Below are 21,049 nucleotides of genomic sequence, written 5' to 3' on the forward strand. Positions count from 1 at the left end.
GTACGGTAAAATTTGATACCGTACCGTACAAGTAATTGCTTACTTGCTTGTGTGTTAAACAAAAATACAATTTTTCAGACAAGTATTAACTAAATAATGTAAAATTATGAAAGCAATTAAGAACTCAGGATTACAGACAATTAGTAACATTATTGTTGAAAGTATCAGCACCAGCAGTATTTTCTGTTTTGGAGAAAAGAATAATATTCAGGTAGTTCAGAACCCATTTCAAGAGTTTATTTCAGCACAGAAAGAACATACTCATTACTATCTAATGGTTTTGACAGATGAATATATAATTAATGCTGTTGCCGATATCAGCGATATTATAAAGACCAAAACCGAAGGTCGTTATACCGTAACGCTTTTCTTTTTTAAAGCAAAATATGGTCATTACCTCACACCAAATCAAATCTATTTTTACCATCAGGTTTTAACTAAAGGCTATAAAGTTTATGAACGTGAGAATATGCCCTTAAGTATTTCCTTTGATGGAACTCCCAAACGTAACATTGATTCTACACGTTCGTATTGGAAAAACAGAAATAAAGTTGCAGAAACTTTTTTAAGAAGTGAAAATCAAATTGACTACATGGATACGGGATTTGTTCAGGATTCTATGATGCATATTGCGGTAGAACAAATTTGTTTAGGTCTTATTAATGTGTTTTTAGGATATTATCCAGATCATTTTTCAATGGCATATCTGTTTGATATCTGTGAAATATTCACACCCCTTACCTCTGATGTATTTCCAAGAACTACCAGCGAAGATAAAAGACTGTTTGAATTATTAAAAACAAACCCAAGCTCACTTCGCTGGGCTAATATTAAAGAGTCATGTTTAATAGATACCGAACTTCTGGATAAAAGATGCAGTCTTTTTCATGAAAGAGCCTGTTCAATTGTAGAAGCTGAATTGGAGCGTTTAGAAAATTTAGAACCTAAGAAACAGAAATCATGATAAGTGAACTTAAAAACTCGGGAGGTTTTAGAAAATTAGTTGCCAGATATTTCAAAACAATAAAGCCTGTAAACAATAAAACGGATATTCACATTGCTGAAATCAGGGTGTTAGGTTACAGTGAACTTGCTTGTATTACGTCGAGCATGCTTAAATTATGTATTCTGGCATTAGAGCAGGATGCGCCTGAAGTTTCAAGAACAGTCAAGAACCCATCTATCGACGTTGCATTAATATTAGAAATTGTTGCTCAATTGCTTCCTGTGCATGAAATTGAGTTTCTGGATGAAATAAATCAAATGTACCTTGATGAAACTGAAAACGAGGAAGAATTACCCAACGATTAATAACATTAATATCTTTAATTATGGAAGAAAGTAGAATTAAAACCTTTGAAGAATTAAAACATTTAGCTTCTTATCATTTTAAGATGCTTAGACCAGCACAAAGTGTTTACGAAGGTCATATCCGAGAGATAAAATTTGATGGATATTCCGATATGATTGGTCTGGGGGTAAATCTGATCAGAATCTGCCTTCATATTGTCCAGACTGATGAATTGGATAATAGGGATATATACATCGGATCAGTACTCGAACTTGCCCTGCAATTAATACCGAGTGCTGAATTAGAATTGCTGGACGAGATTTATAAATTGAAAATATCAGACTCTGAGGACAAGGGAAAAAACACCAAAGATACCTCTGAAAAACAAAGCACGTAAAATCATATTTAGATCCTGTTTTCATGGACATATTATGACCATCATTATAATAAAAAAGCATATTATCTTTGTAAAAGACGGAACGAAACCCTTTTTGATAGGTAAATTTTACTTATGATAATCAGTGTTTTAGATTCTATCTTTGTAAAGTAACTATAAGTAAATGCCGTGATTTGTTAGAAAATCAATTTCTAACTTCTTCAAAAAAAGACGTGACTTTGGAAGGTATTTTCAGCTCCCGGCAGGGCAAGTTGTTTTGAGGCACTAATCGAGTTTCGAGTGCCTCAAAACACAACTTGCCGTGTTCTGGTGAACACAAGAATCCGCCTTTTCAGTGTTGGATTAAAGGTAACGGGAAAAACAGCTTTAAGGCTGTTTTATTTTTTGCCGGATTTGTAGAGTTCTGTTGATTATAAAACCATTTAAAAAAAACATTTACAGCGTAAAAAGCTGAATTATAAAAGCATTGTTGTTAAATGGCTATCGTTAAAAACTAACCACTACGATATTAAGTTCTTTTTATTTCAGGATGATATATGCAGGAACACAGGTATGTAAAAATGCAGATATGTAGGACTCAGCGCATACAGTTATGTATGTGAGCATAAGGGGAAGTACGTACACAAGAACGCAGGTATGTCACAACATAGTTAGGAAAGCTAATAAGTATATATGCAGGAATACATTTGTAAAACACAGATATCCAAACTCTTGTTTATTCATACTATCAAAGAAATAATTTTTAGTAAAAAGTCTTTCAAAAACTTTATCGGATGTTGTCAAACAATGCCTTTGACTGCTTCACAAGGTCAGTGTAACTGCATTTTGCTCCTGTTTTTATTTCTTTATTGGCTAAACTCCAAGGGGCTGTAGTCATTCTTAAAATTATATAAAAGTTTAAAAAATAGTAATTGAGAAAATAATTATGGAAAGTTTAGAAACACTATTCCGGTCTTTTGAAACCGGTATTCGAAGTAGCAAGGCTGTAAAGCCTAGAGAATACCTCAAGGGTATCGGACTGGAATATTCAGATCTTCGGATCGGTTTTAATTCAGGACAGTTCCATCATCGCAAAACTCTTAAATGCAAAGACCAGTTTGAAAAACTGGGCGTAATTTCTAAAAGTGATGCGGGAGTTCGGGACGATTCCTTTACAGCCTATACTGTCTTTGGACGATATGGGCTCATTTTTCCTCTTCTTAATCAGGAAAACAACATAGTTAATTATTATGCCCTGCGTTTTGATCTGGACGAGCAGAAACAGGAATACCTGAACAGCGAAGGGATTTATCCCACCTATCCACATCCCCTTACTAGGAAATTATACTTAGCACCTACGGTCATTGACTGTGCAAGTTTAATACAAAGTAAGGTACTGGATCAAAGGGAAGCAGTTATTGCCCTGCATGATGGGGAATTGCTTGAACAACACTTGGAAGTTATTAAATCATTATATGAATTGGAAGCAATAATAATCTTTAAGCGGTGAGAAAAATGGAAAAGATCAGATTACAAATGCAGGAGATCAGACCCGATGTGCCACTCTCAATAGTGGAACTTCCCGAGGGGCATAGTCTAAATGATATGTGGGTCAATTATGGAACGGACGGAATATTGAATCTTTTAAAAAATGCAAAAACAGAAAAAACGGGCAACGAATTACAAATTGTAAACGGCTACAAAATAAGCTATACAGGCATTGCAGGTACATTTTATGTTGTTGGTAACCTGCCTATGGATTTGGGAAACCTCAGAGTATCCCTTCAGATTGTAGCAAATACTACACAGAAGAAACACAGGCTGAAAGTTGATCTTTTTGATTTTGGCAGTGTGCAGAGCCAGTGCGGGGAACTCTCCGAAAAGCAGGGCTTTGACTTTCAGGAATTGGAAACAGACTTTTTACAGTTAACAGATTTATTGGAACAGCATCGGGAAGCACTTTTTGAAGCGGAAATAAACCCTGTAACGGATCGATACTCTGAAAAAGAGCTTACACCACAGGCACATGAAAAAGCGGTCGAATTTCTTTCAAAACCCCAATTGCTACAAAATATAAATAAACTCTTGGAGCAGAATGGAATTGTCGGGGAAGAACAAAATAGAATGGTTCTTTTCATACTTGCTTCGAGTTATAAAATGCCTTATTTGATGCATGCCATTGTCCAAGGGTCAAGCGGAGAGGGAAAAAGCCATTTGATTAACGGGATTACGCAATGTATGCCTCAGGAAGATGTGATGAACATGACCCGTATTACAAGCAAATCCTTATATCACTACAGAGATAAGGAACTTATCAATAAATTAATAGTGATTCAGGATTTTGACGGACTGGACGAAGAAGCGCAGTATGCTTTTCGTGAAATGCAGTCTGCAAAGTTCCTGACAAGCTCCACAGTGGTCAAAGATATTTTCGGAAACAATAGGGGAAGAATAAAACAAGTACAGGCGCACTTTGCCAGTATGACCACAACGACCAAAGCTGAGGTGTATTATGACAATATGAGCCGTTCGGTAATCTTGGGCGTAGATGAAAGCCAAGCACAGACTATGCGAATCATAGAAAAACAAAATAAGAAACTAGCAGGGAAAGGCAACAGTGAAAACGAGGTTCAGGCAACACAACTCCTTAGAAATGCCATGCGTGTGCTTAAATCCTATGAAGTGATTAATCCTTTTGCAGATAAACTGATGCTTCCCTTAGAAGCCAAGATGCTCAGAAGACTCAACAATCAGTTTCAAAATTTTGTTTCACAAATTACCATCCTGCACCAGTACCAAAGAAAAACGGACAGTAAAGGCAGGCTGATAGCTACTAAAGAAGATGTGAAATCTTCCGTCGATATTTTCTTCAGTTCGATTATTATCAAAGTGGATGAACTCGATAAAAGTACAAGACAGTTTTTTGAGAATCTCAAAGGCTATGTAAAAAGCCAAAAGAATGGCACAACGCACCGTTTTACCAATAGGGAAATACGCCAGAAACTCAATATCAGCAAAACTTCGGCTTTCAGGTACATGCAGTTATTACAGGAACTCGAATACATACAGGCAATTGAAGGCTCGGTAAACAAGGGGTTTAAATATGTAATAAGTTACTGGGACAATATGGAAAAACTAAAAAGTAAGATCAAGAAAGAACTGAACAGCCAATTGGAACAACTTTAAAATATAAAAAAAGTAAAAAAACAAAACAAATAACCAAAAATGGAACGCTACGGAACGCCAGTGGAACGCGTGAGCATCAGTTTTTACTGACCATACGATACTGGTGTTCCGTGTTCCACGGAGTGCGCAAGCGACGACTTTGCAGAATCCGCAACTTAACCTCAAAAAACAATGAAAAACAAGATAGAAAATAAAGAATTTCGAAGGCTCTTAGATGCCTTTGACAGTTTTATAAAAGTTAGGAATTATAAAACAGGCAACAGCAGAATGTACCAAAACACCTTAATTGAATTCTTGCTCTGGCTGGAAGAATCCGGAATCAATAACATTCAGGAGCTGTCTACTAAAGAATCCATTAAATATTTTGAGTATTTAATTGTAAGACCAAAGCTCAGAGGCGAAGGCACGCTGTCACAGAAAAGCATTAAGTTTCATTTGTTTGTGCAGGGATTGTTTCTAATAAACCTCATGGAAAATAAGGAAATTGAAAACGGTTATTACATTCCGAGTTATGAGGGAGGCACTCAAAATTCAAGAAACACGCTCAGTGTTGAAGAAATAAAAACGGTATACAAACATGCCGAGAATGAATTGGAACGGGCTTTACTCTCTGTTGCTTACGGATGCGGGCTTAGGCGTTCTGAAATCAGTGCGCTGGACTTAAAGGATGTGAAACTGGCTACCGGAATGGTTGTTGTCAGAAGCGGAAAAAACAGCAAAAGGCGTGAGGTTCCGATGAGCGATACGGTTATGGGGTACTTAAAGAAATACATTGAGGAAGAGCGTAGTCAAAGGCTTTCAGGGAAAAGCCATATAGAAGAAGCTTTTTTTATCAATTCCAAAGGCAGACGAAGTACAGGGGAAAACCTGAATGATATCCTAAAGAAAATGATCGAGCAGACTAAAGATTTTGAACTGATAAAAAAAGATATTACTCTTCACTGCCTCAGACACAGCATTGCAAATCATCTGGCTGAGAATAATGCGGGAATTGATTTCATAAGAGGTTTTCTAGGGCATTCCGATATCAATACAACCTATATCTATGCTATTAAAAATAAGAAACGAAAACCAGTAACAACCTTTTAAGGAATCAGCTATGACAAAACAAACACTAGAGCAGTTCCTGCTCCAAAATTACAGCAGACAGACTGTATCAAGCTATTTGTTTGCGATCAATCATTTTTTAAAATTAAATCCAAAAGCCAAGCGATACAAATACGTGAATATCGTGAAGTATATGGACGAAATAAGCCAGAGGCAGTCCAACAGTAAATATCGTGTTGTCATTTTATCGGCAATCAAAAAATATTATGATTATCTGGTCATGAGCGGTTACAGAAATGACCATCCATGCAAACGTTTAAATATTAAAGTGAACAGCAATCAGGCGATACAGGTGCAGGATTTATTCAGTAGTTCAGAATTGCAACTGCTCTTGGAAAGGGAAAATCGATACAAGCATTTGGATGTAAGAAATAATGTTTTATTATCACTATTAATTTATCAGGGACTTACAAGCGATGAGCTTATAAGACTTAATGTAAAAGATATTGATCTGGATAATGGGACGATTTATATTAAAGCTTCCATCAATCTCAATAAGCGGACAATGAATTTAGTTCCCAGACAGATGATCTTGTTTTTCAATTACCTGCAGGAAACCCGATCCCAAATGCTTCGATGTAAAACAGAGAAACTAATTATTACCAAGCTTGGCAAGCCTATTACCGTAGGCGGTATTCATGGGATGATTGATCCGCTCAGGGCATTATTTCCAGATCGTAAACTAAATCCGCAGACGATTCGAATGAGTGTGATTTGTAACTGGCTCAATGAGAAAAATATTTCCTTGGAAAGAGCTCAGGAACTGGCAGGACATAAATGGCCAGGAACGACGGAAAAATATATTAAAGTGAACAGTTCCCATCAGAGAGAAATGATTAATCGTTACTTTCCAAGTATCTAAAAATAGTATTTATTAAATTTGAAATTTCTTATCTTTGTACTAATGAGTAAAAATCTTTATATAATTGCAGGTTGCAATGGAGCAGGTAAAACAACTGCTTCTTTTACAATACTTCCTGAAATACTAAATTGTAAGGAGTTTGTAAATGCTGATGAAATAGCCAAAGGACTTTCGCCGTTTCAACCGGAAAAGGTAGCTTTTGAAGCGGGAAGGATAATGCTTCACAGAATAAATGAATTACTAGCGAATAACGAAGTGTTTGCTTTTGAAACAACTTTGGCAACAAAAAGCTATAAACAGAAAGTAATTACGGCTCAGGAAAAAGGATATAAAGTAGTGCTTTTGTTTTTCTGGCTTAATAATGTTGACCTGGCTATTGAGAGGGTTAAGCTCCGGGTTCAGGATGGTGGGCATAATATTGAAACCGATGTTATTAAGCGACGGTATAAAAATGGAATTACAAATTTATTTGATATATATTTGCCGATAGTTAATGAAGCATTGATTTTTGATAATACAGCTGGCAAGGCTGAATTGATTGCACAAAAAACGTTAGGTAACGATATTGAAGTTATACATAAAATCAAGTTCGATAAACTCAAAAATAAGGAATCATGGGAGAACACACAACAACACCGACTCAGAAGAAGATTATAGACGCAATGGATAAAGTTTATGAAAAATTGATTGAGTCTAAAAAGAAAACTAACAGTGATTTAGTTGTCATGAAGGACGGTAAAATCGTAAGAATTAAAGCTAGTTCTTTATAAAATATTATTTCAATAACAAAAAAAGCCCTCAGGAATGAGGGCTTTTTTGTGGGATAAATTGGCTATGTTTTTATTAGGAAAATAACCGAACTAAATCTAATTTCGTATTATAGGAAAATGTAAATGGACGTTCTTTATATGAAGATTTTTTGCAAGGGGGTGTTTTATATAAAAAAGGTTTACAGAACCCTATAAGTACAAATACAACGGTCAAGAACTTCAAGTTGAATTAGAGCTTAACATGACAGCAATGGACTTTCGTCAATATGACAATGTCCTAGGTAGATTTAATTCTATTGATGCATTATCAGAAATGAACTACTCTATTTCATCGTTCGTCTTTTCCTATAATAATCCAATTTTCTGGTCTGACCCTACAGGTTTACTCTCACAGGCATTTGTAAATTCATTGTTGCAAAATAGTGCTGAAAATTCTTCAACAAAATGGGTTAATGATGGTGCTGGAAATTTTGACAAAAAGGGAAGTAATGGTTACGTGAACCCAGAAGGAGAATATCATGAAGGCCCTGGTAATGGAGAAATTTTACCTGAGGTTACCATTATTCCTAAAATTGGCGAAAGTAGAAATTGGGATAGAATAAGAGGAAATGCTTATTTGCACGGAAAGTACTATGAAGGTTGGAGAAATAAGCAAGATGCACAAAAATGGAATGAATTTCAAGATGGATTAGATGGATTAGGAAGTGTTCCTGGTTTTGGTGAGCCAGTTGATTTTATTAACGCTGCTGTATCAACAATTAGAGGAGATTACAGTAGAGCCGCTCTAAGTATGGCTGCAATGGTGCCAATAGCTGGTTCTTTGGCTACTGTCATAAAAATACAGAAACATCATATTATACCAAGAGCTGTTTATAGAGATGCAAGTAAAGCAATACAAGAAGTTATAGAATTAAATGGAGGTTTTAATCTCAAAAAATTACCCACTCCATTTCACGGGAATCATCCTCAATTTAATGCTTATGTTACAAAACAACTTGAGAATTTGCAGAGCATAACTCCTGGTTCAATCAAAGTTTTACAAAAGGATTTAAATAATATGATTAATGAAGCTTATGATAATTATAAAGCAACTGGAGGAATGGAAAATTTAAATGATTATTTTAGACAATTTAATGTAGATTAATTATGAATTATTATCAAATCGATAGAACTGCTGAGGCTAAAATCATCGGCATCAAAAATGGCACCTCTCAAGTAGAGCTAGATGAAAACTCTATTGAAAAAAATGACAAATATTTGGATTTCGAAAAACACTTTAATGGATTTAAAAAAGATTTTTGGCACAAACAATCAGATATTTTTAGTTTAAATACTCCTATACTTAAAGGTAAATTAAGAAAAGGCGCGAAAATTACTGACATTATGAGATATGGTCCTACTTATCAGTATCTTTTTAAAATGTACAGTAAAAAATATGTTGATATTATTAAAACATTTCATCTTGGAAATTTTAAAACTTTTGAATTTAAGATCGAAGATATTAATGAAATGTATTATTTATTGTTTATTGAATCTGTGACTTTAGATGAAATAATTTATGATAAGTCGACAATAATTTCGGGTCATAAAATAATGAAAAATGTAAAGTATCATATTATTAAGAATTCTATAGAATATATTGAATTCAATTCTCAATTTCCAACTGGCGGTTTTGAAAAACTTACCATACCTAAGAAGTATTCTGAAAGAGATATAATTCAAACTCAAGCAAGTTCATTACCTTTTTATTCAGAAAGACTAATTGATTTCTTGCTAGATTGTAATATAACAGGATTACAAATTGGATATAAAAACTCTATTCAATTGGAATTTGACTAATGAATTTGGTAATGCATAAATAATGCGTTTTCGAAATTATCTGTACTAGAACATTTTCGCTACGTTTCTTATAACAAAAAATGAAAAATATATCTATTAATAATGAACCTTTAGAATTAAGCATTAATAAAAAATATTATGTTATTGATGCCCTTTATTTGACTGACATAAAAAATGAGTTACTAAAAAATAATATTTTAGCTACAGATATCAGACGTGAAGTTTTTCCTTATACTGATACTCCTTTTGCTCAGTATAAACCAATTGAAATTGTTTTTTTTGTAAACCAAATTATTAAAGTTGATTACGATGAAGTCGTTTCAGAAGATTTCTCTTTTTTTTCGTCAGATACAGGACTAATAGTCTTTATTTTCGAAGATATACTGGTAGAGTTCTTAAAGGATTTCAATTATGAAGATTTAGTTGATTCAGAGAATGAACTAATAGATGAAAAATATTGGGAACAATTGGTTTCAAAATTCAATTCCACGGAAGTTGGGTTAGTCTTAGCTAATGCAGATAAAGAAAATGAATTTGACGGAAGTGGAACTTATAAAATTATTTAATGAATCTTTCACACAACCTGTTCATCAAAATCCAGGTTTAGTACGCAAATCCGGTTGGCAGTAATGAGTAAATATTTTTCGATAAGTTGGATTGACAAGCCAGTGGGGCCAGTTGCATTTGGTCCAGAAAACTCTAAACTAAATTTTGAATTGACAGAAGAATTAGTCGGGTGTAATAAATTACCTTTTGACTTAATGATTAAAAAAGTTAGTCAATTAAAAGACAGTGTAGAAGAAAGTAACGATTTATCCGATTTAAATATAATATGGGAGGATTATCTTCCTAATAATATTGGTTTTGCATTAATGTCAGATAGATTAAAAGCAATTGTCGATCTACATTTAACAGGGCAAGAAGATATCGATTGGATAAATTGTAAAGTCTGGGCGAATGCAACATTTAAAATTTATTACATACTGAGATTTAATAGAAAATTAGATGTTCTCGACATCGAAAACACAAAGTATATTCCAAATTCAAATAGAATTTTAAAACCATGTTATTCTTTATTAAAAGTCAACTTTTATAATGTATTTCATGAAGAATTATCAGATAATTTATGGCAAATAAATATTTTTATAATTATTTCTGAAAAGCTAAAAAAAGATATACAAAAGGGCAAATTAACTGGAATTGAATTTGGAAAAGTGACAGTAATTTAAAAAGCTCGAATTTGTTTCTTTTATTAATTTCTTTTAAATTTTAAATAATGAGTAGTTCAAAACAGTTAAACTTTTTTATTACATCGGAAGACTATAATTCAATGGATAGTTTTCTTAAAGAATGTAGTGCATTAATTTTGGTTAATGATAATACTGAAAAGCAAAAAAATATAAATATTTCGATAAATGATTTAAATGAAGATATTAAGCAGATTTTTTTAACAAAAAAAGACTTTTTAGATAAGGTTATAATTAAAACGATAGATGATATTTCTTATTATTACATCACCGCAAGTTTATTGCTTGAATTTAGTTTAGGAGGATTTTTTCCGTATGATAAAAATTCGTTGCAAAGTGGCCGCTTTTATTATATTAAAGCATACTACGATGAGAACGGTGATTCTATTTCTAAGTCTGAAGATTTCACAAGCTGGTGTGATGAAATCTTTAGAAAATTTAAAAAGATTTTCTTAAAAAAATATTCTAACAATTGTTACTGTTCTGAGTCTGCAATTAAGTGGATAGAATTAAATAATGCTGTATTGAATAATGGAGGACAACAATGGTCAAAGCGTTAGGAAAAGATGGTAAATATTTAGATAGAAAATCAAATAAAAATGGAACTTCTGTAAAGAGAACCTAGGGCTATTCAAACGATAAACAATGCAACAAAAGGTGAGGCTAAAGGTAGTAACAGAACAATATTTGTTCCATATAATTAATTTTAAATTATGATTTCAAAACAACTTAATTTTTTTCACTCTAATAATGATATTGAGAAATTTATTACTTACTTTAGAAAGAAAGGTTTTGCGCTATATCCTTATTTAGTAAATCATCTGGATGAAATAAAACAGGAAGAAAAACTGGATAAACAAAGTAAGATAGAAATTATCTATGATTCAAATCAAATTGAATATAAATTCATCGAAAAACAAAGATATTATTTATTTAATCTTGAAAAATCTTATGCAATAGAATTTTTATTATGTACTCCTTCAGAAGATAATAAAATAGAAGCTGGTCGTCTATATTATACTCCCAAATATTATGAAGACGGTAAACAAACTTTAAAAAGTGATCATTTTGTAAATGAAGCTAATAACCTTTTAAAAGATTTTAAAAAAAAATTTTTGAAGAAAACGGAATATAGTGAAAACTGGTTTTTTACAGAAGATATAAATAATTTATTTAAGAAAAAACTTGCCGAATGGGCACAAAATAATAACGTAATAAAATTAGGTTAGTGGAAAAATAAAACTCCAACTTGACAATCTAAAAAAGGATTAACTCCATCTGCAAGTGAAACGAACGTTGACCATGCTAAAAGAAAAATATGGAACACCAGATAATGGCCAAGTATTATGTAGAGGATGTAATTTAATAAAAGGATAATGAAAGAAGCAATAAATGATAAAGTAATGTTCGTTTACTATGATCTCGAAGGACAAATAGCAATGGAAAGTGTTTGGGCTGTAAAAGAGGAAAATGGATACAGAATTAAAAATATTCCTTTCTTTGCTCCGAATATTGCTTATGATGATTTAATAAGTGTTGAAGATGATGATGGGGAATTATTTTTTGACGATATCATAGATGAATCAGGAAATAGTACAATTCAAATAATAATTAATAACGAAAGTGACATCGACTACATCACAAAAAAAATTGAAAGTTTTGATTGTGGTTGGGAAGAAAGTCATTTAAAAGGATATATTTCTGTAAATGTTCCTAAAGAAATTAGTTATCTGCCAGTTAAGAGTTTTTTAAGTAATGAATTAGAAAATAAAAAATTGGATTTTAAAGAGGCTTGTATGGCGCACAATATGTGATGGAAATGATTAGAAGCGAATTTTTAGAAATTATAAAAACGAACATTCATAAAAATGACTACCATCTTACATTAGTGAATGGTGGTCAAAATCCTGAATATTCTTATTGTATCGGATTAACTGAAAAATTTGGTTTTGAATTAATAATTGCAGGGGGATTTATTTCTCTTGAGAACAACGAATCAATATTTAGATATGTATATCAACAATTGCAATCTGGATCACATGTAGATTCAAAGTTTATATTATCTGATAATACTTTTTATTTAAATAAGGTAGATTCATCTTGGTGTGAAAAGCTAATGCTGGGTGTTTATGATTATTATAATGTTGATAAGATTATGGCTTATCAACATTATTCCAGAGAATAGAACATTGGATACACCATTATTGTCGCAGCCTATTATTGCAAACGATCCTATTTGGAAATGGATTGACATGGATTGGAATATTAATGTTCCTAAAAATTCTTATGTTATAACAGATATCGATTCTCTAAAAGGTAAAACAATAGTAGAACTAATGAGGTGGGAAGATCATGTATGGGAAATGTTTTCAGGTCCAGGTCCAGATTTTAAAGAAGAAGATATAAGGATAGTCCCAGGTACAATATTAGGAATTGATGATACACTGCGACGAACAGTAAATTTGGATATTGGGAAAGGCTTATGGCGAGAAAATAAAGATTCTGAATGGAACAATTGGGAATAAAACCCAGCTTATACTGCAATTGGAAATGGAGTGAGTGCCAGACATAAGCCTTTAATAACGACACTTAGAGCGGTTGGAAATATTGGATTTGGAGCAAACATGTTACATGCGAAACCACCCATAGCGGGGCGTAATTTTTGGTATGGCATAATCATGAATAAGGCTGGTCAATATAACCAGTCCCAAAATGGTGGCAATGGGTATAATCGATATTTTCCTTATTTTGGAGAGCATTCATATTCTGGAGGGTACATTTATTACGGATATTATAAACAATTTTACAAACAATGAGAAAATTTTTAATCTTTATACCTATAATAATTTTAGGTTGCGTAAATAAATTACAAGAAGATCGCTTGTATTTGAAAGAAATAAAAACAAAAAATAAGGTTATAGAATGGTTTTATTATTCAAATGTTAGTTCAACTAGTGCCGACTATGTATTACTCTATGATACAATAAATGGTGAAAGCGACACAATTATTAATTCAACAAATATAAAAGATATCCGTTTTTCAAATGATACAATTACTTTGTTTTTTTATGGTAAGCCAAAAAAATATGATGATTATTTAATAATTAATAAAACAATCGAGTATTTTAAAATTAAAATTGATACGAATTCAGTATCTAAAGGGCCAATACCAAGTAGGGAGTCTTATTTAAAAAAATAATTTTTTTGTAGTGTCTAAAAGCGGTAATATATCAGATGTATTGGTGGTTAATTTTTCCTTATACTGATACTCCTTTTGCTTAATACAAACCAAGTAAAAATGTTTTTTTTGTAAACCAAATTATTAAAGTTGATTACGAAGAAGTTGTCTCAGAAGATTTCTCCTTTTTTTCGTCGGATACAGGACTAATTCCCAGATGGATATAAAAGAGTGCGAAAAAATAAATTTAACAATTACACTATGAAATTTTTCTATTTAACTTTATTATGCATGTTTTTATCTTGTTCAAAGAATGAAAACATATCAAAAGAATTACCAACTCAAAATTTTTGCGGATATGGTGTCATAAAATTTTCTAAATCATATAGTGGCTCGATAAGATACATGGAATTTTATCCAATATCTAAAACACAACATCCTGATTCCATTTTGGCTAATAAACTTAAAATCTCTATTAAGAATGGATTAATTATTAGAGGTGATAATTCTACAAAATTATGGCAGGATTTAATACAAACTAATAATTTGAATCCAGACGAGTATGGGTATTACAAATCTTTAATTTTTTTAGATCTATCAAATAATACATTAGAGTATGATTATAAAAATCCAATTTCAAATGAGGTTTTGATACAAAAAGAAATTTTTCAAACTAAGACATTTGATTATATCAAAGGGGAATTGGTAATTTCAAATTATAAAATTCTTCATTCCTTGTAAATTACCACGCTCTCCAAGTGTTGCAAAGCCATTGTGCAAAACAATTTGGAGAGCGAAGTAAAGAAATTTGAAGAAGCAGGTTGCGGATGGGAGCAAGATTCGTATGGTGGAAAAATAGTAGGTATGGAAACTTACAAAGAATTATGTAAAAAGGCTAATTGGAATTTTAAAGATAATATTCATAAATATAAACCGCCCGCTGCAGTTGGAAGTCTAATTCCAATACCAATTGTTGGAACAGTTGCAGGAGCCATTGTTGGAGGAGTTGCAGGATATTATGCGAGTGAAACAGCAGGAAATTTAGTAGAGAATGCTTATGAATAATATACAAATGAAAACAATAATAATAGAGAAAAATAAAAATTACTTCAGAAGAATTGCAATAATACTATTGATGATTTTTGTCTTATGTGGACTGGTAATTTTTTTACGCTATCCTTCCGAACACACCTATTTTTTACTTCCAACAAAAAATGCGGTAATTATATTTTCTATAGTTGGTATAATAACTTGTGCTTTGATAATATTTTTACTCATAAAAAGTGTTTTTCGAAAAGATATTTTCTTAAGAATTGACGAACAAGGTATATTTAATGGTTTTTTCTTATATTCCAAAAAGCTTATCAAATGGGAAGAAATCAGTAAGATAGAAACAATTAAATATAATTATAACAATTACATAGCAATATTTTTAAAAGAAACTCCAAATAATGAAAAAGGTATTAGTTCACTTTTTTTTAAAATAAATGAAAAATCTATGGGTACACCTTATATAATTACTTCTGGGGATTTAGATTGCTCTTTCGACGAATTAGAACGATTAATCTTAGAAAGCTTTAATCAGAGTAAACAAATTAAAAATTAGTACAGCACTATAATCATTAAACAAACTCGACGTATCGTATATGTCCACGTTAGATAGTGCAGAATTATATTTTGTACCTAAAAAAGAGAGGAAGCAAAATAACTCAATACTAGAAAAGCCACTTCAATAAACGGAGTGGCTTATTGGATGGAGTGGTTCCTAAATAGGAACTTCAACAGTTGAAGAAGCTTATAAATAAAAAATATGAAACAAAAAGAAATTAAATTAAGTAAAAGAAAGTTAATTTTTCTTTTACTAGCATCTATTGGGTTTGTTATTATTAGTTCTGCGTTTATTATATATCCCGAACGCTTTATTTCATTTATCTTTTTTAATGAAAGAGTAATTAAAAATATAGGATTTATGGGGCTTCCCTTTTTTGGATTAGCTTCTATATTGTTAGTAAAAAAATTGTTTGACAACAAACCAGGATTAATTATAAGTGAAAAGGGAATAATAGATAATAGTAATTCTAGTTCAATAGGTTTGATAAAATGGTCAGACATTACTGAAATTAGTTTGAGTAGAGTTATGTCAACGCAGTTTTTGTTGATTAAAGTAAGTAATCCAGAAGATTATATACAAAAGGCAAATCAAATGAAGAAATTGTTATTAAAACAAAACTTAAAAACCTATGGTACACCAATTACAATAACATCAGTAGGCTTACAATGTTCTTTTGAAGACTTAGAGCAAATGATTTTGGAAAGCTACAATCAAAACAGGTAATCTGATTATATGTTTTAAATAGTAGTATTTTGATAATGTATCAGATGTGTTGATAAAAAAGAAATACTAAATTCCATTTAATAACAAATACCCGCTCTCCGAACAGTTCTAATGAAAAGCTCCGCAAATATCTCTAACTTTGCGCAATTTTTTTATCTGTTATAAAAACGTTAGGTCCTCAAAAGTCTCCTGACTTTTACGATTATGTTCTAAATAATAAAACATAAGACGTTAATAACAACAATTAGAATGCATACTAATTAATGGTTATCTAAAAGTAGTATCAAAATGATAAGGTTTTATCATTTTGATATACTTAGGCTTAAATACGCTCTATACAATTTGAGTTAGTAGTAAAACAGCAATAAAAAAAATGATACTAAACACCATTACATTTATAGCCTTTTCTTTGCGCTGCATCGACTTATTGGACATATAATCCTTTGTAATTTCCCTGCTTCTTGTTTTATTTTTTTTCATATCGTGTGTGAGTGTGTGTTTGATTGCATCAGAAAAAATACAAAGCCTATGCCAAAAAAAGAGTACGCTTTATTTGGAGATCCTACCTAAAATGGAAAGGAATATTTTGCGCAAAGCCACCAGTATTCTCTTAGATAAGGCACGGCTTAAATTTAAATTTATAAAACTGCAAAGGAGGAGATAATTTGTTCTGAATTGTACCTTATTTCTACCTCGATAGCAGCAAACACTAGATTATTATTTTCTGCATCGGGGCGCTGTATTGCTCTGTAACAGCAAGCAATACCAGTATTTTTAAGATCACTTAAACCCAATGTCATTAAGTTAATAATTATGAGAAAAAAGTCTCATGCAGATTTTAGCGGAATCAAATAGAAAAATCCGCAGAATCCGCAGAATCTGCGTGAAAAATTTTCTTAGCTTAATGACTTTGGGCTTAAACCAACAGACCAATCATTGACAAATCACCACTCACTTTCCATTCAGACCGAGGTATACAATACGCTTGTGGGGAATTTGTTACTGCATTAAGTACTTGAAAATTAATTACCAATAAACCTCTATATTCGTTACTTACAGTAATTCTTTTAATACTTTTTTACCATTTTCATTATCCGGATTTAACTCAACCGATTTTTGATACATCTTAATCGCATCATCCTTTTTACCGCATTGGAGCAATGCCTCCCCATAGCTATCATATATATTTGAGCTATTTGGAAAAATTAATGCCGCTGAAGCGAATGTTAGCAAAGAATTGTCTGTTTTTTGAAGTCTAAGAAATTGATATCCCAATCTATTAAAATCTCTCTCTGTTGCTTCGTAAGTGTCTGGATTTTTTAAATATTCTCCAATTAATTCATTTGCTTTTTCTTTTTTTCCACTTTCAAGCAAACTGCCGTAGACTCTCGAGAGATTCTGCAATGGCATTTTATAAGGCTTCTTATCTATTAATTTCAAAACTTCATTGGCTGTCACGAAAACCGGATTTGCTGTATTAGACAGCAAAATAACCGTGTTGTTTTTAGTAATGTTATGCATCAAAATTGAAGTAAGTCCAGTAATGAGTCCATCATGAAAAACTATTTTTTCATTAGTATCAGTAGTGTAGATTTGCCATCCCAAACCATAGGCTATCTCTTTTTCGTCAAAACGATAAGAAGCAATTTTTCCATTATTAAGCTTTGTCGGCGTCAGTGCTTCTTCTAATTCTTTCTTGCCTAAAAGCTGGTAGCTAAATAATGCTTTTTGGTACTTATGCAAATCCAGAGCGGTACTTACAATACTTCCACCTCCATAAAAATTGCTTTTCTCATAGATTAAAAAAGTTTCTTTTAAGGTTTGAACATTCACTACGTTCGTAGAATAAAAGTTTGGATAAGTGTACAATTCTACTTGATTTGGTTCTTTAAGCTTTCTATTTTTTGGAAGAAATGAATCTTTCATTTTAGCAGGAATGAAAACATTTTTTAGCATATAATCTCCAAAACTAATTCCGACTATTTTTTCTACTATTAATGCCGCAAGACAGAAATTAACATTATTATATTCCCATTTGTCTCCTGGAGCAAACGAAAGTGGCACTTTATTTTCGATTAATGCCGGTATAATGTCTTCATTAGAAAAAATTTTTTCCGGATTTTCTTTTATTGCCTTATCAAATAGATGATATTCTTGCCCCAATCCGGAAGTATTGCTTATTAGATGCCTGATACTGACATTTGGATAAGGGAAATCCGGAAGATATTTTTGTACTGGATCATCAATCTTCAATTTACCTTTTTGTTTAAGTTGCAGAATTGCTACCGCAGTAAACGTTTTTGATACCGAAGCAATTGGAAATTGCGATTTTTCATTGATTTTTTCTTTCTTATCGATATTGGAATATCCATAAAAATTTGAAAAAGTATTTTCTCCTGATTTGGAAACTAAAACACTGCCATAAAAAAGATCATTTTTAGCAAGCGTTGAAAAGAAATCTTTTATCTCTTGTCCTGAAATAGTACTTGTAAAAAGTAAAGCTGTAAAGTAAAGAAATATTTGTTTTTTCATTTTTGATTGATTGATTGATTGATTGATTGATTGATTGATTGATTGATTGATTGATTGATTGATTGATTGATTTTAAACGAAAATAATAAAATATTATTACTACAATCGTTTTTCCGGATTTATATCCCAGTTGTTTTGCAGAAGGCTTCTCCAAATCATACCAAAATGGATTAATCTTGTCACGCGAAATTCTTGCACTAATGTACGCTAAGACACTGGCCGAGGGCATACACGGCGTCTGTCATGATAGACATTCGTAGCGAAGAGTCATTGACAATTAAAAAACACTTCATTGGACATCAGTGTATTAAAGGGAATTTAGAACATAAAATCAACCCAAATATTCCTTTAAAATGCTTCTTTTTTAACTACCCAAAAATCAATTACAAAATAAATTTTAAATTTATGTTTATTTAATTGACATATCAATTATATTTGCATCAAACAAAATAGAGATGAAAAACAATACCCCAACAGGAACAGTACTTTATTCGCTGGAACAAGCCATAAAAGAATACAGAAAAATTTCGCAAAAAAACATCAGCAAAATTGTAACCGATATAACTGTTGATCAATGTTTAGTGCTAATAATCCTCAATAAAAACTCTGATTATTCTCAAAAAGAAATCGCTAATCTTATTTTTAAAGACAATGCCTCCATTACAAGAATAATTGAATTAATGGTGAAAAAAGACTATCTAAAAAGGGAAATAAATGAATTTGACAGAAGGAAATTTAATCTCAAAATAACAGAAAAAGGACAAAATACCATAGAGCTATTATCACCAGTTATAACACATAATAGGGAAACTGCTCTAAATGGATTAACTACTAATGAAATTGAATTCCTTGACAAAATCCTCAATAAAATAATCTCCAATTGTAAAACCAGCTAAAATGAAACGTATCATCACTTTATTGCTATTAGTACTAACAACATCTTTTTATTCGCAAAAAACAATAGCGACAAGAACAGAAGTCAATCTTACTGAATTAGAAAAAAAAGATATTTTAGACTCGCTAAACAAAAAGCTTATAGAATTTTATATACGTCCCAACGCGGTACAAAATATAAAAACAAAGTTGAGTGAAAACTATAAAAAAGGCAAGTATAGTAAAAGTTCAAATCCGAAAGAATTTGCCTCTATGCTCACAACAGATATTGTAGATATTAGCAAAGATTTGCATTTTAATGTAATTTACGATCCACAATGGATAAATGATCAATTGAAAAGCAAAGATAATCTTTTGCGAAAAAAAATTAGAGCTCAAGAACTTATAGAGGCGAAAAAAAAGAATTTTGGTTTTCAACAAACACGAATATTGGAAGGTAATGTGGGCTATCTGGAATTTACCTATTTTCACGATCCGGTCGAAGCAAGTGAAGTCGCAACAACCGCGTTACAGTTTTTAAGCAACACAGATGCCTTAATTATAGATCTACGCAAAAATAATGGTGGAGCAATGGAGATGGGGCAATTTATCAGCAGTTATTTGTTTTACAATAAAGATTTACCGCTCTATAAATATTATTATTACGAAAGTGGGAGAAAAAAAATAGATCGAGAAATGTGGTTGTTACCTTCTGTTCCCGGCAAACGATTAGATGAAATTGACATTTATATTTTGACAAGTGGCGTAACTTTTTCCGCTGCTGAATGGATGAGTTATTCTCTTCAAAACCTAAAACGTGTCACTATTGTTGGAGAGCAGACAGCTGGTGGCGCCCATCCGATTGATCGAAAAATAATAACAAATGGCTTTTCTGTAAACATACCTTTTGGAGAAGTAACAGACCCTATTACAAAAACAGATTTTGAGGGTCGCGGCGTCACTCCGGATGTACCATGTAAAAGTGAAGATGCTGTGAATGTAGCTCATCTTTTAGCCTTACAAAAATTGTCATCCAAAAATAAAGATTCATTACACTCTATTGATTGGATTATTCCGGTTATTAAAAACAGACAAAAGCCAGCGATTATAGATCCCGAAATTCTAAAATCATATCAAGGAAAATATGGAAAAAGTGAGCTGGTCTATGAGAATTCCAATTTGTATTATAAATGGAATAATACGGTTAGCTTTTTACTTACTCCTTTAGAACAAAATTTGTTTCTGGTAAATGGGATAGATGAATTTCGTATAAAAATAATTTTAGAAAAAAATTCCATCACTGGAATTAAAAGGATTTATCAAGATGGACATGAGCGAATGTATTCCAAAGAATGATGCCGGTGATCTTAATGCTATAAGTACTAATAATAAGCCCCTTAATTTTATAAGACGTTTATTGTTAGTAGTATTATTTATATCAAAAATTGCACAA

At 31.8% G+C, this 21,049-nt stretch carries 24 protein-coding genes and 1 pseudogene; 24 read left to right on the top strand and 1 reads right to left on the bottom strand.

Annotated elements, in window-relative coordinates; genetic code table 11:
• Positions 1 to 106 precede the first annotated feature (106 nt).
• The 22 genes and pseudogenes from ACHRV5_RS03295 (at position 107) to ACHRV5_RS03400 (ending at position 16,191) form a co-directional block, all read left to right on the top strand.
• Positions 107 to 964, top strand: coding sequence for a hypothetical protein (locus ACHRV5_RS03295; RefSeq protein WP_395425751.1), 858 nt, complete (start codon positions 107 to 109; stop codon positions 962 to 964).
• Positions 961 to 1,311: a hypothetical protein gene (locus ACHRV5_RS03300; RefSeq protein WP_395425752.1), complete on the top strand. Its 351-nt coding sequence runs from the start codon at positions 961 to 963 to the stop codon at positions 1,309 to 1,311. Before ACHRV5_RS03295 ends, ACHRV5_RS03300 begins: the two co-directional genes overlap by 4 nt.
• 20 nt (positions 1,312 to 1,331) lie before the next feature.
• The gene (locus ACHRV5_RS03305) at positions 1,332 to 1,688 is read left to right on the top strand and encodes a hypothetical protein (protein ID WP_395425753.1); all 357 of its coding nucleotides are present in this window, start codon (positions 1,332 to 1,334) and stop codon (positions 1,686 to 1,688) included.
• Between the two features lie 925 nt (positions 1,689 to 2,613).
• A complete protein-coding gene (locus tag ACHRV5_RS03310; protein ID WP_395425754.1) occupies positions 2,614 to 3,177 on the top strand; it encodes a hypothetical protein in 564 nt (187 codons plus the stop codon).
• A 5-nt stretch (positions 3,178 to 3,182) separates the two neighbouring features.
• On the top strand, positions 3,183 to 4,853 hold the full coding sequence (locus ACHRV5_RS03315) for a hypothetical protein (RefSeq protein WP_395425755.1): 1,671 nt from the start codon (positions 3,183 to 3,185) through the stop codon (positions 4,851 to 4,853).
• Between the two features lie 171 nt (positions 4,854 to 5,024).
• Positions 5,025 to 5,942 (top strand): tyrosine-type recombinase/integrase, encoded by a 918-nt coding sequence (locus ACHRV5_RS03320; RefSeq protein WP_395425756.1) that lies wholly within the window; start codon positions 5,025 to 5,027, stop codon positions 5,940 to 5,942.
• Positions 5,943 to 5,952: 10 nt separating this feature from the next.
• Positions 5,953 to 6,822: a tyrosine-type recombinase/integrase gene (locus ACHRV5_RS03325; RefSeq protein ID WP_395425757.1), complete on the top strand. Its 870-nt coding sequence runs from the start codon at positions 5,953 to 5,955 to the stop codon at positions 6,820 to 6,822.
• Between the two features lie 42 nt (positions 6,823 to 6,864).
• Entirely contained in the window at positions 6,865 to 7,479 is a 615-nt protein-coding gene (locus ACHRV5_RS03330; RefSeq protein ID WP_395425758.1) for a zeta toxin family protein, read from the top strand.
• A 315-nt stretch (positions 7,480 to 7,794) separates the two neighbouring features.
• Positions 7,795 to 8,736: pseudogene (locus tag ACHRV5_RS03335) on the top strand (RHS repeat-associated core domain-containing protein); the annotation flags it as partial.
• 2 nt (positions 8,737 to 8,738) lie between these two features.
• Positions 8,739 to 9,431, top strand: coding sequence for a hypothetical protein (locus tag ACHRV5_RS03340; protein ID WP_395425759.1), 693 nt, complete (start codon positions 8,739 to 8,741; stop codon positions 9,429 to 9,431).
• Between the two features lie 80 nt (positions 9,432 to 9,511).
• Positions 9,512 to 9,997, top strand: coding sequence for a hypothetical protein (locus ACHRV5_RS03345; protein ID WP_395425760.1), 486 nt, complete (start codon positions 9,512 to 9,514; stop codon positions 9,995 to 9,997).
• A gap of 63 nt (positions 9,998 to 10,060) precedes the next feature.
• Entirely contained in the window at positions 10,061 to 10,660 is a 600-nt protein-coding gene (locus ACHRV5_RS03350; protein WP_395425761.1) for an imm11 family protein, read from the top strand.
• A gap of 47 nt (positions 10,661 to 10,707) precedes the next feature.
• Positions 10,708 to 11,238: a hypothetical protein gene (locus tag ACHRV5_RS03355; protein ID WP_395425762.1), complete on the top strand. Its 531-nt coding sequence runs from the start codon at positions 10,708 to 10,710 to the stop codon at positions 11,236 to 11,238.
• Positions 11,239 to 11,391: 153 nt separating this feature from the next.
• The gene (locus ACHRV5_RS03360) at positions 11,392 to 11,907 is read left to right on the top strand and encodes a hypothetical protein (RefSeq protein ID WP_395425763.1); all 516 of its coding nucleotides are present in this window, start codon (positions 11,392 to 11,394) and stop codon (positions 11,905 to 11,907) included.
• A 147-nt stretch (positions 11,908 to 12,054) separates the two neighbouring features.
• Positions 12,055 to 12,492: a DUF4265 domain-containing protein gene (locus tag ACHRV5_RS03365; RefSeq protein WP_395425764.1), complete on the top strand. Its 438-nt coding sequence runs from the start codon at positions 12,055 to 12,057 to the stop codon at positions 12,490 to 12,492.
• A 5-nt stretch (positions 12,493 to 12,497) separates the two neighbouring features.
• Positions 12,498 to 12,863, top strand: a complete 366-nt coding sequence (locus ACHRV5_RS03370) for a DUF4262 domain-containing protein (protein WP_395425765.1) — start codon at positions 12,498 to 12,500, stop codon at positions 12,861 to 12,863.
• A 4-nt stretch (positions 12,864 to 12,867) separates the two neighbouring features.
• Complete coding sequence (locus ACHRV5_RS03375; RefSeq protein ID WP_395425766.1) at positions 12,868 to 13,203, top strand: hypothetical protein; 336 nt, start codon at positions 12,868 to 12,870, stop codon at positions 13,201 to 13,203.
• A 287-nt stretch (positions 13,204 to 13,490) separates the two neighbouring features.
• A complete protein-coding gene (locus ACHRV5_RS03380; RefSeq protein ID WP_395425767.1) occupies positions 13,491 to 13,877 on the top strand; it encodes a hypothetical protein in 387 nt (128 codons plus the stop codon).
• Between the two features lie 240 nt (positions 13,878 to 14,117).
• On the top strand, positions 14,118 to 14,597 hold the full coding sequence (locus ACHRV5_RS03385; RefSeq protein WP_395425768.1) for a hypothetical protein: 480 nt from the start codon (positions 14,118 to 14,120) through the stop codon (positions 14,595 to 14,597).
• 45 nt (positions 14,598 to 14,642) lie between these two features.
• Positions 14,643 to 14,921, top strand: coding sequence for a hypothetical protein (locus ACHRV5_RS03390; RefSeq protein WP_395425769.1), 279 nt, complete (start codon positions 14,643 to 14,645; stop codon positions 14,919 to 14,921).
• A 7-nt stretch (positions 14,922 to 14,928) separates the two neighbouring features.
• A complete protein-coding gene (locus ACHRV5_RS03395) occupies positions 14,929 to 15,462 on the top strand; it encodes an STM3941 family protein (protein WP_395425770.1) in 534 nt (177 codons plus the stop codon).
• Positions 15,463 to 15,666: 204 nt separating this feature from the next.
• Positions 15,667 to 16,191 carry an STM3941 family protein gene (locus ACHRV5_RS03400; RefSeq protein ID WP_395425771.1) on the top strand — a complete coding sequence of 175 codons (525 nt, stop codon included), beginning with the start codon at positions 15,667 to 15,669 and terminating at the stop codon, positions 16,189 to 16,191.
• Between the two features lie 1,053 nt (positions 16,192 to 17,244).
• On the opposite strand, the gene ACHRV5_RS03405 is transcribed toward ACHRV5_RS03400, so the two are convergent.
• Positions 17,245 to 18,723, bottom strand: coding sequence for a serine hydrolase (locus ACHRV5_RS03405; RefSeq protein ID WP_395425772.1), 1,479 nt, complete (start codon positions 18,721 to 18,723; stop codon positions 17,245 to 17,247).
• Between the two features lie 455 nt (positions 18,724 to 19,178).
• On the opposite strand from ACHRV5_RS03405, the gene ACHRV5_RS03410 reads away from it, so the two are divergent.
• Together ACHRV5_RS03410 and ACHRV5_RS03415 are read left to right on the top strand one after the other, a co-directional pair.
• Positions 19,179 to 19,619 carry a MarR family winged helix-turn-helix transcriptional regulator gene (locus tag ACHRV5_RS03410; protein WP_395425773.1) on the top strand — a complete coding sequence of 147 codons (441 nt, stop codon included), beginning with the start codon at positions 19,179 to 19,181 and terminating at the stop codon, positions 19,617 to 19,619.
• 1 nt (position 19,620) lies between these two features.
• Positions 19,621 to 20,952 carry a S41 family peptidase gene (locus ACHRV5_RS03415; protein WP_395425774.1) on the top strand — a complete coding sequence of 444 codons (1,332 nt, stop codon included), beginning with the start codon at positions 19,621 to 19,623 and terminating at the stop codon, positions 20,950 to 20,952.
• The last annotated feature ends 97 nt before the right edge of the window (positions 20,953 to 21,049 follow it).

It is taken from the genome of Flavobacterium sp. FlaQc-52, assembly GCF_044007495.1.
Classification (GTDB): domain Bacteria; phylum Bacteroidota; class Bacteroidia; order Flavobacteriales; family Flavobacteriaceae; genus Flavobacterium; species Flavobacterium cupriresistens.

Coding starts and splice junctions, on each gene's coding strand:
- ACHRV5_RS03330 (WP_395425758.1), top strand. CDS start 6,865: ATGAGTAAAAATCTTTATATAATTGCAGGTTGCAATGGAGCAGGTAAA.
- ACHRV5_RS03325 (WP_395425757.1), top strand. CDS start 5,953: ATGACAAAACAAACACTAGAGCAGTTCCTGCTCCAAAATTACAGCAGA.
- ACHRV5_RS03380 (WP_395425767.1), top strand. CDS start 13,491: ATGAGAAAATTTTTAATCTTTATACCTATAATAATTTTAGGTTGCGTA.
- ACHRV5_RS03370 (WP_395425765.1), top strand. CDS start 12,498: ATGATTAGAAGCGAATTTTTAGAAATTATAAAAACGAACATTCATAAA.
- ACHRV5_RS03360 (WP_395425763.1), top strand. CDS start 11,392: ATGATTTCAAAACAACTTAATTTTTTTCACTCTAATAATGATATTGAG.
- ACHRV5_RS03350 (WP_395425761.1), top strand. CDS start 10,061: ATGAGTAAATATTTTTCGATAAGTTGGATTGACAAGCCAGTGGGGCCA.
- ACHRV5_RS03300 (WP_395425752.1), top strand. CDS start 961: ATGATAAGTGAACTTAAAAACTCGGGAGGTTTTAGAAAATTAGTTGCC.
- ACHRV5_RS03345 (WP_395425760.1), top strand. CDS start 9,512: ATGAAAAATATATCTATTAATAATGAACCTTTAGAATTAAGCATTAAT.
- ACHRV5_RS03395 (WP_395425770.1), top strand. CDS start 14,929: ATGAAAACAATAATAATAGAGAAAAATAAAAATTACTTCAGAAGAATT.
- ACHRV5_RS03410 (WP_395425773.1), top strand. CDS start 19,179: ATGAAAAACAATACCCCAACAGGAACAGTACTTTATTCGCTGGAACAA.
- ACHRV5_RS03315 (WP_395425755.1), top strand. CDS start 3,183: ATGGAAAAGATCAGATTACAAATGCAGGAGATCAGACCCGATGTGCCA.
- ACHRV5_RS03295 (WP_395425751.1), top strand. CDS start 107: ATGAAAGCAATTAAGAACTCAGGATTACAGACAATTAGTAACATTATT.
- ACHRV5_RS03355 (WP_395425762.1), top strand. CDS start 10,708: ATGAGTAGTTCAAAACAGTTAAACTTTTTTATTACATCGGAAGACTAT.
- ACHRV5_RS03310 (WP_395425754.1), top strand. CDS start 2,614: ATGGAAAGTTTAGAAACACTATTCCGGTCTTTTGAAACCGGTATTCGA.
- ACHRV5_RS03305 (WP_395425753.1), top strand. CDS start 1,332: ATGGAAGAAAGTAGAATTAAAACCTTTGAAGAATTAAAACATTTAGCT.
- ACHRV5_RS03400 (WP_395425771.1), top strand. CDS start 15,667: ATGAAACAAAAAGAAATTAAATTAAGTAAAAGAAAGTTAATTTTTCTT.
- ACHRV5_RS03385 (WP_395425768.1), top strand. CDS start 14,118: ATGAAATTTTTCTATTTAACTTTATTATGCATGTTTTTATCTTGTTCA.
- ACHRV5_RS03415 (WP_395425774.1), top strand. CDS start 19,621: ATGAAACGTATCATCACTTTATTGCTATTAGTACTAACAACATCTTTT.
- ACHRV5_RS03340 (WP_395425759.1), top strand. CDS start 8,739: ATGAATTATTATCAAATCGATAGAACTGCTGAGGCTAAAATCATCGGC.
- ACHRV5_RS03405 (WP_395425772.1), bottom strand. CDS start 18,723: ATGAAAAAACAAATATTTCTTTACTTTACAGCTTTACTTTTTACAAGT.
- ACHRV5_RS03320 (WP_395425756.1), top strand. CDS start 5,025: ATGAAAAACAAGATAGAAAATAAAGAATTTCGAAGGCTCTTAGATGCC.
- ACHRV5_RS03365 (WP_395425764.1), top strand. CDS start 12,055: ATGAAAGAAGCAATAAATGATAAAGTAATGTTCGTTTACTATGATCTC.